Here is a 14,957-nt window from a genome sequence, read left to right on the forward strand (position 1 = left end):
TTTAGCGCAAGCTCTTTTTGCTCTTTTCTGAAAGTTTTTTTGTTTTTAGCTATAAAGTCCCAAATAAACAAAAGGCACCTAAGTGCCTTTTGTTTAATGAATGAACCTTCTCACCTAGTAGTACTACCTACAAGACAAACAAGTGATGCTTCTTTTTACCTAGTTTTACTAAGAAGTACTTACCGAAGTAGCCATTCTGTGCAGTAAAAATCTCGGCCGCCCCCATGTTATCATTTAGACCTTTAGCAGCACCATTTACAAAGACAGAGTCTCGCTGAAGTGCATCTTTTACCTGTTTACCGCTTGCTGCTAGCCCCGCGTCTGCCATTAAACTAGTCAAAGGAGTTTGAGCCAAATCCACTTCACTCAATGAACTACTTGGAAGACCATCCAGTTGAATTTGCTCGAGGTCTTGTTCACTAAGTTGGTCCGCCTCCCCACTAAACAACGCTTGAGTAATACGCTGCGCAGCTTGGAGACCTTCATCCCCATGAACCAAGCGAGTTGCTTCGCGAGCCAAAATGGCCTGCCCTTGAGGCTTACCTGTGCTTTCTTGATCCGTTTTTTCAATCACTTCAATCTCTTCAAGACTAAGGAAGGTGAAGAACTTCAAGAACTTATACACATCAGCGTCAGCTGTATTCATCCAAAATTGGTAAAACGCATACTGACTTGTTTTAGCAGAATCCAACCAAACGGCACCAGACTCTGTTTTACCAAATTTAGTACCATCCGACTTAGTAACAAGCGGCACTGTCATACCAAATGTTTGGGCTTGATTTTGACGACGGGAAAGATCAATCCCACCAACGATATTACCCCATTGGTCACTACCACCAATTTGTAAAGTGCAGTCGTACGCACGATTCAGCTCAGCAAAATCCATACCTTGCAGCAAGGCATAAGAAAACTCAGTAAAAGATATCCCAGCACCTTCTCTATTCAACCGTTGCTGAACAGACTCTTTATTGATCATTGAGTTAACAGAAAAATGCTTGCCGATATCGCGTAAAAAATCCAACACGCTCATTTCCCCTGCCCAATCAAGGTTATTCACCACACGAGCAGGGTTAGGCACATTATCGAATTTTACAAACTGACTAACTTGCCCACGAATCTTCTCTGCCCATCCAGCAACAATGTCAGATGTATTCAACTGACGTTCAGCAGCCTTAAAGCTTGGATCACCGATAAGTCCTGTCGCGCCACCTACCAACGCAATGGGGTTGTGACCTGCATCTTGGAAACGCTTAAGCACAAGGAGAGGCACAAGGTGCCCCAAGTGCAAACTATCCGCCGTTGGATCAAAACCACAATAAAGAGTACGACTTCCAGCATCTAGATGTTTTTTTAGCTCTTCTTCTGCCGTCATTTGGGCGACAAGTCCACGAGCTTGCAAGTCATTTAATAGGTCTTTACTGCTTACAGTCATTATTTTGATCCATATCCTGATTAGTTTATCGTACTTAAGCATTCAATTATAAAAGTAATGTTGGTAGGATTATAAGGCTTTTATAAAGATTTTTTGGGTACACATTTTGATAAAGTTATTACCAACAAAGCATTTACTTCTGATTGCAGCGATAAGTGCATTCCTCGCCATAGTACTCATAGTGCTCCCAGAGGAAGAGATCGTCGACAACAATGAAATATCATTTGAAGCGAACTTCGAAGTAATCGACCAGTCACAGCTTATGCTTCATGACCTACAAAAGCTCACACCTAGAAACAATATCCCTCTTTCTAGCACTACAGAGCAAGAGTATAGCGGAACCCCCTACGAAGCCCCTGTACCAGACACATTAGCAAAAAAATCCAGCCCTCCAACTTTTAAAACACAAGCGGTTGAAGTTAAATCTGGCGACTCCTTATCAAAGATTCTATCCAAGGCAGGCATATCCGCACAGGATATATACAAAGTCTCTCAAGCTGATAAAAAGCAAAAAACATTGCTTCAGATGAGACCAGGCCAAGAGATAAACTTCACGACAAATGAAGTTTCTGGCGAACTGACTCATTTAACACTAATTTTAAATCGTTTAGACAGTGTTGCCTTTGAAAGAAATGATAATGAATTTTCAAGATCTGAAGCATCAAGAACCCCAGAGGTAAACCAGACCTACAAAGAAGCCGAGATAAACAACTCTTTATTTGTCGATGGTTTAAGAGCTGGTATAGATCAACCTCTTTTAATTGAACTAGCTAATATTTTCGGATGGGATATCGACTTTGCGTTAGATATTAGAAAAGGCGATAGCTTGAGCGTACTTTATGAAGAGAAATTCCTTGATGGAGAAAAAATTGGAAATGGCAACATCATCGCCGCCCAATTTATCAATAATGGTAGAACGTATCAGGCAATTAGATTCCAAACCGAAAAAGGTGCAAATTACTATACACCTGACGGGCTAGCGATGAGAAAAGCCTTCATACGAACACCTGTCGACTTCACTAGAATTTCATCTAAATTCAACCCAAATCGTTTACATCCAATTTTCAAGACAAGTCGGCCACACAGAGGTGTTGACTATGCAGCAGCCAGCGGGACACCAGTTAAAGCAGCTGGCGATGGTAAAATTTCCTTTGCGGGCAAGCAAAATGGCTATGGAAATGTCGTCATCATCGATCATGGCAAAGGGTACCAGACACTTTATGCGCACCTAAAAGGGTTCGCTAGAGGCACTAAACGTGGTGCAAGAGTAAAACAAGGACAATTTATTGCCTATGTAGGACAAACAGGTTGGGCAACAGGCCCTCATCTACATTATGAATTTAGGATCAACGGCACTCACAAAAACCCTGTCACCGTTAAACTACCTAACGATGATCCTATGCCTAAGAAGGACTTACAAAAGTATCTTCCTTACGCAAAGCAAATCGTTGCGACGCTAGCGAACTCGCACTCCCCTACCTTTGCACAAAAGCTAGCTTCATTAAAAGATTAACGCAGACATAAAAAAAAGCAGCCATATGGCTGCTTTTTTACATATCACAACAAGATTAAATTGCGCTGTTAACAAACTCGATCAACTGAGATTTAGAAACCGCACCAACTTTAGTTGCAGCCACTTCACCGCCTTTAACAATCAGCAAAGTAGGAATACCACGAACATTGTATTTTGGCGCCGTCTCTTGGTTTTCATCAACATTCAGCTTAACCACTTTAATTTTGCCCGCGTATTCAGCTGCTACGTCTTCTAGAACAGGCGCGATCATTTTGCAAGGTCCACACCAAGGAGCCCAAAAATCCACAAGAACTGGGATATCTGAATTCAAAACCTCTTCTGCAAATTGCGCGTCAGTAATCTGAACTGTATTTTCACTCATATATAAGTTCCTTAAAAAATCTCTTTAACTAATGAATGGGGCTAGTGTACCACTAAATCATGAGGGTAAAAATGTGTTCAAACAAATTAAAATAATAGAAAAAAACTATAATAACAAAGAACGAATAGCCGTTGGTAACTCCAACAGTGAATGGACTTCCGCATGCGAACGAGCTCCCCATTCATCCTCCCAGCGTTGAGCACCATGACGATTAAACCAAACACTTCTCGCTCCAGCATTTGATGCTCCAAACACATCATCAACTGGGTGATCACCGATATGGATGATATCCGTCAAATCCACACCTGCTCGTTTTGCCGCCATAGAAAAGACATCTACAGAAGGTTTAGCAACACCTAGTTGATCGGCACGAACAGCAAAATGAAAATATTGCCCTAGACCAACATAAGGATGAAACACATCGGCATTGCCATTCGTAATAACAGCCATTGAATATTCTTGACTCAAGGATTCCAAAACACCAACAGCATGTGGATAAAGATCCACTTTCTGCCGCCATTCACAAAAGTGTGCCAAGGCAGCACTTGCAACAGAATCCGCTTCCTCTGATGGCAAGCCGAATTGTTTTAAAGCAAGTTTATAAATCGCCAAACGTATTGCAGTTAAATTCGGTGCAATCTCAGGATTTGACAGTATAACTTGGCCTTTCAGCTCTTCTCGAACAGAAAAAGGGAACTGACGGGAGAAACCAGGGAAACGCGTTTCAAACCAAGACTCCATTGCGTATTCTGCACGAGTAATAACGGGAGACACATCCCACAAAGTGTTATCTAAATCGAAGGTAATCAACACACTCATGGCAGCAACCTCAATAAAATTGCACTTAACAAATCAGCAACGTATTGAAGAAACAAAGCCCCCTTCTCTTTATCAAAAGCAGATTTACTTTCCGCCCCCAACACAAGAACACCACACCTTTTAATTTCCCCCCCCGCTCTAGACAGTAATGGCAAAACAGCAACAGACTCGATCGAAGAGGCATCATCAGCAAAAAGATAATTCATTTCATTAGCTGGCAGTACGCCACAAAAACAATCAGAGAAACCTGCGGCATGAGACAAAAATGCATCATCTTCCACTAGCTGATGAGTCCTAATAGCACTATCGGGAAACTCACCATACAAGATAAGCGCATGGTGGGATACTTCAAAATCATCGCGCACCATGTCATCAATAACAACAGCAAGATCATCTAAAGAACTGCAAGTAAGGCCTGCCAAAACTAAACGACGACTCTTTTGCATAGTAGACTCATTATCACGAGCGACATCTACAAGACGCTCAAACTGACTACGGTAGTCCGCAGTCGTCTCTCGCAATAGATTCACTTGATACTCAAGCAACGAAATCACTTTTCCATTAACTGGATGAGGAAGCGTCAGGCTCTCCAACAAATCAGTATGCCGGCTAAAAAAGTCCGGTTTTTGTGACAAATATTGAACAACATCGTCTTCGCTCATAATTCCTCTATAGGTAAATTTGACCTTCGAATACTTTCTCAGCAGGGCCTGTCATCAGAATAGGCAACCCCTCCCCCTGCCATTCAATATGCAAATCACCACCACGTAGATGTGCAGTGACTTTAGGTGACAACCAACCTTGCTTAATTCCAGCAACTACAGCAGCACAAGCACCAGTGCCGCAGGCTTGAGTTTCACCCACGCCACGTTCAAATACACGTAAATTGATTTCATCAGAACTAATAACCTGCATAAAACCAACATTTACTTTACGAGGAAAGCGTTCATGGCACTCGATTAAGGGCCCAGTCTTTGCTACTTCACTATCAATGAGCTGATCAACTTTGATCACAGCGTGAGGATTACCAACAGAGACCGGTGTAATGAAATATTCCGTATCACCAGCCATGACACTATAAAGCCCATCACAAGGCTCCGCAGTAAATGGCAAATCTTCTGGCGCAAAGCTTGGCTCGCCCATATCTACCGTAACAAGACCACCATCCAGCACACGTAACTGAATAGCGCCACGCTTTGTCTCGACATTAATGATACGTTTATTGGTTAATTCACGGTCTAAAACAAACTTAGCAAAGCAACGAGCACCGTTTCCACAATGCTCCACTTCACTGCCATCAGAGTTATAAATACGGTAACGAAAATCCATATCTGGGTTCATCGGTGGCTCGACCACTAATAGCTGGTCAAAACCGATCCCCCAATTACGGTCACTCAATTTCTCGATCTGTTGTTTATTAAAAAACACTTTACGAGACACGGCATCAACGACGACAAAGTCATTACCTAGACCATGCATTTTGGTAAATTTTAACAACACGACGAACTCCTCAGTCTGGCAATATTTGCTCACCAGCTAACTGATGCTCAATCGTTTCACGAGCACGAATTAAATGCGTTGTGTCACCGTCAACCATCACCTCGGCCGCACGATTACGGCTATTGTAGTTTGACGCCATCGTAAATCCGTACGCTCCTGCTGAACGAACAACCAATAAATCACCAGCCTGAATATCCAATTCACGGTCTTTACCTAAAAAATCCCCCGTTTCACAGATGGGACCAACAAGGTCATAGCTCCGCTTACCTTCTGAAGTAGGTAACAAAGATACCGGAACAATATTCATCCATGCGCCATACAAAGAGGGACGAATAAGATCGTTCATTGCGCCATCAATAATGGCAAAATTTTTGTGAGGTGTGCATTTTAAAAACTCAACTTGTGTCAACAAAACACCCGCATTTGCTGCAATAGAACGACCTGGCTCAAAAGCCAATTCAAAATCCTTACCCTTTACTTTATCCAGTAAAAGTTTTGCGTATTCCGCTGGTTCTGGTGGCACTTCATCACGGTAACGAACGCCCAGACCGCCACCAAGATCAAGATGCTTAATCTTAATCCCTTCAGCGGAAAGCTCATCAACCAAACCGATTAGACGATCAAAGGTATCTAAGAAAGGTTTAAGTTCTGTCAGCTGCGAGCCAATGTGGCAATCTACACCCATAACATTTAAGTTAGGCAATTCGTGCGCAATTTTATAAATGCGAACTGCGTCTTGGATATCGATACCAAACTTGTTTTCTTTCAAGCCAGTAGAGATATATGGGTGAGTTTTTGCATCCACATCTGGGTTAACACGCAAAGAAACAGGTGCTATATTGCCCATTTCCCCTGCGACCTGGTCTAGTCGATATAATTCCGCTTCAGACTCAACGTTGAAACAGTGAATACCAACCTCAAGCGCTCGACGCATTTCGGCTGCCTGCTTACCTAATCCAGAAAACATAACCTTTGAAGGGTCACCACCAGCTTTCAAAACACGTTCCAATTCACCAACTGAAACGATGTCAAAACCTGACCCAAGTCGAGCCAATACATTTAAAATCGCAATATTGGAGCAGGCTTTTACGGCATAACAAATTAAAGTTGGGTGCGATGCAAACGCATCTGCATATGCTTTGTAATGACGCTCTAACGTAGCACGAGAATAAACGTAACAAGGTGTTCCGTACTGATTAGCGATATCTGATAAAGCAACATCCTCTGCGTACAGAGTTTGATTTGAGTAATTAAAAAAATCCAAAGGGGAATCCTCAGCTATAAAGACGACTCTTGTTGCGGCACAGCAGCATCATTTGGCAAATAAAGAGCACCTTTATTTCCACAAGCGGCCAAAACAACAGCCAAAACACATACTAAAGCCCACTTAGACATCATCTTATCTCTTCTATTTTTGATTGAGACAGTATACCTTGCAGCCAGTTCGTTTCCCAACCCCAGCGAGTTAATTACATGGATAATCTTTTCAAAGAATTCTTTCAATAGATTTAGCATGCGTACGAGCTTGAATTTGCTATATTAGCCTCAAGCTATAAAGTACCGACTTAACTTGGACTCAAACATCACCAACATCAATAAAGCGCGAACAATAAGAAAGACTATGAGAAACAGGATTGCCCCATGGATGGCTGCACTTGCCTGCGCCATCGCAATACACATACTCATAATTGAAATATCAGAAAACCAACATTGGTTTGATATAGACACTCGACCTTCCACCTTTGAATTATTGTTATTACCTGCACAAAACAGCCAAAACGATCAACCTGTAGAAGCAGGTACATTTGCACAAGATAAAGAAATGACATCTTCTGACACACCTGAAGATGCACAACCCACAAACACAGAACAAGTTGAGCCATCATCTGCCAATAACACTGAAGTTCCGACAGGCAAAGAGCTCAGTGAAAGAGAAATTGAATTTGATCCCGAAGAGATCGTTAGCAACATGAATAACGAGTTAGCAGATTCTGTGGATAGATTGCAGGAAGGCGAATTACAGAGCACCGAACAGGGCTCTATTTTGGCCCCATCGCAATTAAACGTAGATAAACCGGACCTTCTAGATTTATCAAAAGTATCCTTATCACCAGAAGCAACCAACGAATCACTAGCTGATGTTTTCTCCGCTGAACTAAGGGATAAAATTGAAGAATCCAAAAAAGCACAAAAAGACTATCTGAAAGGCCTAACAAAAGAAGTGGACTACCCAATAACAAAAGACGCGGATGGAACACGCTATGTCAACATCAAAGGGGTTTGCTGGAAACTACCCAAAGAAGGCAGCAATGAAGGTTGGGCCATTGTGTTTGACGGCTGCGGTGTCAAATCCAAACTTTTTCACTTTGAACTAAATATTTCACCTAGCATCATCACAAATGAAGTATTAGGTCCGGATTCGCCATTCAACCTAGATCAACCAATAAAACAATAACCCTCTGAGGCCTGACACACATAAAAAAAGCGGTAACCCTAAGGTTACCGCTTTTTTAGCATTGTCATTTAGTCTAGCAAAACTTAGCGCGCAGCTAAATCTGCTTTAGCGCGCTCTACTGCTAGTAACACTTGAGCTGGAGCCGTTCCACCAATGTGATTACGGGCCGCAACAGAACCTTCAAGTGTCAAAACATCAAAAACATCCGCTTCAATCATGCTACCGAAAGACTGTAGCTCTTCCAGCGTCATTTCGGATAAATCTTTACCTTCTTTCACGCCATAGCCAACCGCTTTACCAACGATTTCATGAGCGTCTCGGAAAGCCACACCGTGACGAACCAAGTAATCCGCCAAATCGGTTGCAGTAGAGAAACCACGGCGAGCCGCTTCATACATATGCTCTTTACGAGACTCTATTGCAGGAATCATATCGGCAAAGGCACGCAATGAACCTTTTAGCGTGTCAACCGTATCAAACAAAGGCTCTTTGTCTTCTTGGTTATCTTTGTTGTACGCCAGACACTGAGACTTCATCAAAGTTAACAAGCCCATCAAATGTCCGTAAACACGACCGGTTTTGCCTCGAACCAATTCTGGCACATCAGGATTTTTCTTCTGCGGCATAATAGATGAGCCTGTACAGAAGCGATCTGGCAAATAAATGAAATTAAACTGCGCAGATACCCACATCACCATCTCTTCTGCCCAACGAGACATATGCATCATGATGATAGACGCTGTTGCCGTGAACTCGATAGCAAAATCTCGGTCACTAACAGAATCCAATGAGTTATAAGTCGGACGCTCAAACCCTAGTAACTCAGCGGTCATATGACGATCAATCGGATAAGTTGTACCCGCTAGCGCCGCCGCACCAAGCGGTAAAATATTAATACGTTTACGGCAATCCACCAGACGCTCGTAATCACGCTGCATCATTTCATACCAAGCCATCAAATGATGACCAAAAGTAACTGGCTGAGCCGTTTGCAAGTGAGTAAAGCCCGGCATAATTGTATTGGCTTCTTTTTCCGCCAAACTCAAAATCCCCTGCTGAAGTCGAGTCACTTCTTCCATCAAGAAATCCACTTCATCACGCATATAAAGGCGAATGTCTGTGGCTACTTGGTCGTTACGAGAACGACCTGTGTGCAGTTTCTTGCCAGTAATACCGATCTTCTGCGTCAAGCGAGCTTCGATGTTCATGTGGACATCTTCTAACTCAACAGACCACTCAAACTCGCCACGGGCAATTTCATCTTCAATTTCGGTCAGACCCTGAATAATCTGATCTCGTTCTTCTTCCGTCAAAACACCAACGCTAGCCAGCATTTTGCCGTGAGCAATTGACCCTTGAATATCCTGTTTAGCCATACGTTGATCAAACTCAACAGACGCAGTAAAACGCGCGACAAACGCATCAACAGGCTCAGAAAAACGACCACCCCATTGCTGGTTCGTGGTTTTATTAGTATCAGTCATTCGGTTGGTTCCCACACAAATTCAAACAGCTGCCAAGAGTACATTAAGCGCCTCGACTTATAAAGCATTGAAAGATGACGGAGTCCTTCTTAGCGAGTATCATTGAAGCAGAAAATTGAAAGGTATTTGTCCATCTACAAGTCATTAGGAGATGAAGTGAAAGATAAGATTGTGATTGCAACCAGAGAAAGCCAGTTAGCCCTTTGGCAAGCCAACAACGTCAAAGCGCAACTAGAAAGCCTCTACCCAGATATGAAAGTTGAATTGCTTGGCATGACAACAAAAGGCGATCAAATCTTAGATTCACCACTTTCTAAAATTGGCGGAAAAGGCCTCTTTGTTAAAGAATTAGAAAGCGCTCTTATTGAAGGCCGCGCAGACATCGCCGTGCACTCCATGAAAGATGTACCAATGGCGTTCCCAGAAGGGTTAGGTCTTGCCGTCATTTGTGAGCGGGAGGACCCTAGTGATGCCTTTGTTTCCAATAAAGTGGAATCACTGGATCAATTACCCAGTGGCGCAGTCGTAGGAACATCAAGCTTACGACGCTCTTGTCAATTAAAAATGAATCGTCCTGACTTGATTATTAAAGACCTACGCGGCAACGTCAACACGCGACTAAGAAAAATGGACGACGGTGAATACGATGCCATCATTCTGGCAACCGCTGGCTTAATTCGTCTAGAAATGTTTGATCGAATTAGACAAAAAATTCCAGCCGACACAAGTTTGCCCGCGGGCGGACAAGGTGCAATGGGCATTGAGTGCCGCTCCGATGACATGCAAACCATTAATTTATTAGCCCCATTACAGCATGAAGAAACAGCCATTCGCGTAACCGCTGAACGCGCAGTGAATGAACGCCTTAATGGTGGTTGCCAAGCTCCTATTGCCTGTTTTGCTATATTAAACGAAGATACTCTTTGGCTAAGAGGTTTAGTAGGTAGCCCAGACGGCAAAACCATGATTGAAGGTGAAATTCGTGGACACAAAGACGATGCTAAATCACTAGGCGTTCAATTAGCCGATGATTTACTTGCCCGTGGCGCTGACGTCATTCTTGATGCTTTGTACAAATAAAATAGGCGAAACATTGGTGCAAGACTGTCAGATTCTCATCACTCGGCCCGAGCCTGAAAACTCACTCAGCTGTGAACGTGTTCGCACTCATGGCTGGGTAGCGGTTCCACTTCCTATGCTGGAAATTTCACCGATAGAAGAGGCAAACAAGAAAGCTGCCATTCGAGCACAAGTATTTGATATCGACACATTTGATTACGTCATATTTGTCAGTAAAAATGCAGCTCGGCTCGCTTGTGATTGGTTGGATGAGTGTTGGCCAATGCTGCCTGCCAGTGTTCATTGGATAGGCATAGGTCAAGGAACAACACAGACATTGCTTGATGAGGGTGTTCCAGCGCTATCAAATCCAGGGCACACCACAGAAGCCTTACTTGATTGGTTGAAACCTGCAAGAATGAAAGATCAGAAAATACTGATTGTTCGCGGAGAAGGTGGTCGCCCAGAACTGGGCAATAAACTAGAAGAGCGAGGAGCAAAAATTAGCTACCTTTCACTCTATGAAAGAAAAAAACCTCAGTATTCAGCTCAAACTTTCTTCATGCTGCCCGATATCAATTTAATATGGGCTACCAGTGGCGAAAGTTTACTCAACCTATCAGAATACGTGTCACAGCATAAACTAGGGTGGAAAGCTCTGCCGATAATGACACCGAGTATTAGGGTCAATCAGCAAGCAAAAGAAATGGGTTGGATAAATGCCTCGTGCGCAAATGGCGCAGACGATAACAGCTTGATCAAAGCGACGGAACTTCATACAGGAAAACAGAATGACTGAGAGCAACCAGCAAGAGAAACAACCAAAAGATGCAACTGAAGCCACTCCTGTCACGGCACTAAAAGATAATGCCGATCAGTCAAGTTCTCCACAATCAAAAGACGAAAATACGTCAACAAGCAATATATTAGGCTCTCTTGCCTTAGGCCTTTCTGCTATCGCCGTTGCAACCAGCGGCTGGCTTTATTTCCAAAGTATTCAAACTACACTTCCACAAGACGTCCAACAACTGATGGCGCAGCAAAACACACTAAGCAGTAAACTTTCTGGTAATACACTTAACCAATCTCAACTAAGCGAACTCATAAAAAAAGTCAGTTTATCCGAGCAAGTGATTCAATCTCAGAAAGAGCAATTGATAACACAGCAAGCTCTACAGAACGAAAAATTACAATCGCTTCAAGCGAAGCTTAATCGCCTAAGCAACACGACCAAAGAAGATTGGAAATTAGCGGAAGCGGAATATTTGATTCGACTTGCAAACCAGCGACTATTATTGGAAGCCGATAGCAGCGGCGCTGTCACTCTACTTTCGAACGCTGACGACATTCTAAACGAATTACAAGACCCGATTGTGTTTGCAACACGAAAAGCTCTCGCCAAGGACATCCAAGCCTTAAAGTCGATCAATCAGTTTGATTTAGAAGGCGCATATCTTCAGTTAAACACTCTGTATGACAGTGTTGAATCACTGCCTCAGCGGGAACCATCGAAAGAATGGCAGGCCAACACATCAAAAACCTTATCCGAGAATGCGGAAGTAGAAAACACCTCCGTTAACAGCTTTAAATCAGTGTTGGATAGCTTTTGGACATCGATACGCTCATTGGTGGTGATTAACTACAATCACAAACCCATTAAAGCATTACTACCACCAGCAGAATACCAACAACTTATTACTGGTTTACAGTTACAATTGGAAGTGGCTCAAGTCGCATTAATAAAGGGTGAGCCTGCCATTTATCAGCAAGCCTTATCTCGAGTAGCCAATGCGACAACGGAGCATTTTGAAACCCAGTCAACTACAGTTACTACATTTCTAGCCAGTTTAACCGCACTACAACAACTCAATCCTTCTCCAGATTTACCATCGCCAAGAGATTCACTATTGGCAGTAAAATCATTAACGAAAGAATGGAACTCTCGTGGAGCAGAAAATACTGAGACAATTAACTCAGCAGACTCAACAAACAGCACTTCGCCTCAAATAGAATCAGGAGATAATGCATGAGAAAACTCCTCTTTTTATTAGTTATCATGATGGCCGTTGGTGGCGTTTTGGGGCTGCTCATGCGCCAAGATAGTGGCTACGTTTTACTAGCGTATAACGGTGTCACTATTGAAACCAGCTTATGGGTTTTGATCGTCGCCATGATCATCACACTCTACGTGCTTAGCTGGGTAAAACGCATATTGTTCATCACACTACGACCAAGCAACTCTCTGGCAAAAGTAACAGGAAACCTAGCGCAAAAAAGAGCGTCTCGAAATACTATTCGGGGTATGTTGGAGCTTGTTGGTGGCAATTGGAACAAAGCGGAGAAACTGCTTACCAATAGCGCAGAGAAAGTCCCTTACCCATTAATAAACTACATTGGTGCAGCTTACGCAGCCAGCGAGCAAGATGAACACGAGCGCTCCAAAGCCCTACTGCGTTCTGCCCATAAATCCACACCTGAAGCAGAGTTCGCCATTGGCTTTGCCCAAAGTCAGATACAAATAAAGCAAGAGCACTACGAAGGCGCTCTTGCCTCGCTACTACGCTTGCAAAAACTAAAACCAAAGCATCGACAAACCTTAAAAATGCTAGTCAGTGTCTATACTCGACTAAAAGATTGGGATGCTTTATTAGCACTTACCCCTACACTTAAAAAAGAGGGCATTTTTGATGGCGACAATATGCTCGAGCTAGAAAAAAATGCCTTTCTAGCATTACTAGATAAAATTAAGTTTCGAAATAAGCTTGGGCAGAACAAAAAAGAACTCGTATCTGAAGTGGAGAGCCTATGGAATAAGCTAGACACTCTTTCTCAAGATGACCGAATGAGGCAGCTGTACGCCCAAACACTGATTCACTTTGGTGATGATGCTAAAGCTGAAAGTTTTATTAGAGTGAGTTTAAATCAGAACTGGTCCGAAGCACTCATCTATGAATACAGCAATATACAACAAGACAACCCTAAGAAGTTATTAAGTTACTGCGAAAGCTGGCTTAAAAAAGCACCAGCAAGCGCCAATCTATACCTCGCCTGTGGCCGTTTAAGCCAAGCTATGATGCTTTGGGGTAAAGCCCGAGATTATTACGAGCAAGCCCTTTCACTGGACAGCCATAATGAAGCACTTGCTGAGCTTAGTCGTCTACTTAAAGCTATGGGGGACGCCAAAGCAAGCCAAGAGCTAATGATGATCAATTTAAATCAAGCTAGTGATCAGTTAAAACCACTACCTTTACCTTAGAAACGTTGTAAACAATAACCAAAGAAAGCGCCGTTATTTACATAACGGCGCTTTTTAATGCCATATCAGATCACTTAAATCGGACGACTAGCTCATGCATATTATCTGCAACGCTTTGTAAGGAGCGAATACTGTCACTCGATTGGTTCGACTTTTCAGAACTAGCTACCGATAAGTCAGAAATCCGTACAACCTGTCTATTAATATCTTCCGAAACATGCGCCTGCTCTTCTACTGCAGCCGACATTTGCATCGCCATCTCTGAGATGTTCGACACGGCACTTACAATGCTCGCGAACGAATTCTCCATCTCGATAATTTTCTCTAAGCCTTGCGCCGCATCTTGTTTACCTTGGTTGGCAATGGATACTGAGCTTTTCGCACCACTACGCAATGTTTCTATAATGTGGTGAATATCTTTTGTTGATCCTTGCGTTCTTTGAGCCAGTTGACGAACCTCATCTGCAACCACGGCAAAACCTCGACCATGCTCACCAGCTCGAGCTGCCTCAATTGCCGCATTCAAAGCCAAAAGATTGGTTTGTTCTGCAATTTGATCAATCATCTGTGCAACTTGCGCAATTTGCTCAGAACGATCTGCCAGTTCTTGTACCGTAGCACCAATATCATTAACAGTATCACTCAACTTACGTATCGAATGTCGGGTTTCTTCAACGATTTTCTGCCCACTTTCTGCGGATTTGGACGAGGACTTGGCACTATCAGCCGTCATTTGAACATGCTCAGCAACATCATTAATAGTGGTGGTCATTTGCTGCATCGCCGCAGCAACATCTTGAGTTTCATGCTGCTGACTGGCCATACCCTTCGTTGTTTCAAGGGTCAATTCCAATCCTATTTTAGACTGTTCGGAGACCTTTAAAGATTCATCTTCAAAACGCGTTAAGACTGCATCCATCCTTGATAGCAAGCTTTTCACACCAACATCTAGCGTAGCAACATGGTATGGACCCACTTTAATAGACATCTCATAGCTATATAATAATAGGTAAAAATGAGGTGAATTATGAGTGGAAAACGTTATACCGATGAGTTC

15 protein-coding genes are annotated in these 14,957 nt (G+C 42.9%); 6 read left to right on the forward strand and 9 right to left on the reverse strand.

Annotation, left to right across the window (positions count from 1 at the left end):
- Positions 1–127 precede the first annotated feature (127 nt).
- Positions 128–1,432, reverse strand: a complete 1,305-nt coding sequence (gene tyrS, locus DFP77_RS18675) for a tyrosine--tRNA ligase (RefSeq protein ID WP_114413708.1) — start codon at positions 1,430–1,432, stop codon at positions 128–130.
- A 106-nt stretch (positions 1,433–1,538) separates the two neighbouring features.
- On the opposite strand from tyrS, the gene DFP77_RS18680 reads away from it, so the two are divergent.
- Entirely contained in the window at positions 1,539–2,945 is a 1,407-nt protein-coding gene (locus DFP77_RS18680; protein ID WP_114413709.1) for a peptidoglycan DD-metalloendopeptidase family protein, read from the forward strand.
- 55 nt (positions 2,946–3,000) lie between these two features.
- Here DFP77_RS18680 and trxA read toward each other — a convergent pair whose 3' ends face one another.
- The 6 genes from trxA to lptM all read right to left on the reverse strand — a co-directional run bounded on the left by trxA (position 3,001) and on the right by lptM (position 7,044).
- Positions 3,001–3,327, reverse strand: coding sequence for a thioredoxin TrxA (gene trxA / locus DFP77_RS18685; protein ID WP_110577410.1), 327 nt, complete (start codon positions 3,325–3,327; stop codon positions 3,001–3,003).
- 105 nt (positions 3,328–3,432) lie between these two features.
- Complete coding sequence (locus tag DFP77_RS18690; protein WP_114413710.1) at positions 3,433–4,146, reverse strand: HAD family hydrolase; 714 nt, start codon at positions 4,144–4,146, stop codon at positions 3,433–3,435.
- On the reverse strand, positions 4,143–4,808 hold the full coding sequence (locus tag DFP77_RS18695; RefSeq protein ID WP_114413711.1) for a DUF484 family protein: 666 nt from the start codon (positions 4,806–4,808) through the stop codon (positions 4,143–4,145). Before DFP77_RS18695 ends, DFP77_RS18690 begins: the two co-directional genes overlap by 4 nt.
- 7 nt (positions 4,809–4,815) lie before the next feature.
- Positions 4,816–5,646, reverse strand: coding sequence for a diaminopimelate epimerase (gene dapF / locus DFP77_RS18700; RefSeq protein ID WP_114413712.1), 831 nt, complete (start codon positions 5,644–5,646; stop codon positions 4,816–4,818).
- A gap of 10 nt (positions 5,647–5,656) precedes the next feature.
- The gene (gene lysA / locus DFP77_RS18705) at positions 5,657–6,910 is read right to left on the reverse strand and encodes a diaminopimelate decarboxylase (RefSeq protein ID WP_114413713.1); all 1,254 of its coding nucleotides are present in this window, start codon (positions 6,908–6,910) and stop codon (positions 5,657–5,659) included.
- Between the two features lie 14 nt (positions 6,911–6,924).
- Positions 6,925–7,044 carry an LPS translocon maturation chaperone LptM gene (gene lptM, locus DFP77_RS18710; RefSeq protein WP_205115744.1) on the reverse strand — a complete coding sequence of 40 codons (120 nt, stop codon included), beginning with the start codon at positions 7,042–7,044 and terminating at the stop codon, positions 6,925–6,927.
- 223 nt (positions 7,045–7,267) lie between these two features.
- Here lptM and DFP77_RS18715 point away from each other — a divergent pair, with 223 nt between their 5' ends.
- Positions 7,268–8,101, forward strand: coding sequence for a hypothetical protein (locus tag DFP77_RS18715; RefSeq protein WP_147270575.1), 834 nt, complete (start codon positions 7,268–7,270; stop codon positions 8,099–8,101).
- An 83-nt stretch (positions 8,102–8,184) separates the two neighbouring features.
- Here the strand turns inward: DFP77_RS18715 and argH are convergent, their stop codons facing one another.
- Positions 8,185–9,585, reverse strand: a complete 1,401-nt coding sequence (gene argH, locus DFP77_RS18720; protein WP_114413715.1) for an argininosuccinate lyase — start codon at positions 9,583–9,585, stop codon at positions 8,185–8,187.
- A gap of 156 nt (positions 9,586–9,741) precedes the next feature.
- Between argH and hemC the strand changes: the two genes are divergently transcribed.
- The 4 genes from hemC to DFP77_RS18740 are packed head-to-tail and all read left to right on the forward strand — an operon-like array spanning position 9,742 to position 13,900.
- Positions 9,742–10,665, forward strand: a complete 924-nt coding sequence (gene hemC / locus DFP77_RS18725) for a hydroxymethylbilane synthase (RefSeq protein ID WP_114413716.1) — start codon at positions 9,742–9,744, stop codon at positions 10,663–10,665.
- 16 nt (positions 10,666–10,681) lie between these two features.
- Positions 10,682–11,443 (forward strand): uroporphyrinogen-III synthase, encoded by a 762-nt coding sequence (locus DFP77_RS18730; RefSeq protein WP_114413720.1) that lies wholly within the window; start codon positions 10,682–10,684, stop codon positions 11,441–11,443.
- The gene (locus DFP77_RS18735; RefSeq protein ID WP_114413717.1) at positions 11,436–12,674 is read left to right on the forward strand and encodes a uroporphyrinogen-III C-methyltransferase; all 1,239 of its coding nucleotides are present in this window, start codon (positions 11,436–11,438) and stop codon (positions 12,672–12,674) included. The genes DFP77_RS18730 and DFP77_RS18735 overlap by 8 nt, the downstream gene beginning before the upstream one ends.
- The gene (locus tag DFP77_RS18740) at positions 12,671–13,900 is read left to right on the forward strand and encodes a heme biosynthesis HemY N-terminal domain-containing protein (RefSeq protein WP_114413718.1); all 1,230 of its coding nucleotides are present in this window, start codon (positions 12,671–12,673) and stop codon (positions 13,898–13,900) included. Before DFP77_RS18735 ends, DFP77_RS18740 begins: the two co-directional genes overlap by 4 nt.
- Positions 13,901–13,970: 70 nt before the next feature.
- On the opposite strand, the gene DFP77_RS18745 is transcribed toward DFP77_RS18740, so the two are convergent.
- Positions 13,971–14,957 (reverse strand): methyl-accepting chemotaxis protein (locus DFP77_RS18745; protein WP_258861226.1); only part of this gene is annotated, 987 nt, incomplete at its 5' end.

This window comes from Marinomonas foliarum (genome assembly GCF_003337275.1).
In the GTDB taxonomy this organism is placed as follows: Bacteria; Pseudomonadota; Gammaproteobacteria; order Pseudomonadales; family Marinomonadaceae; genus Marinomonas; species Marinomonas foliarum.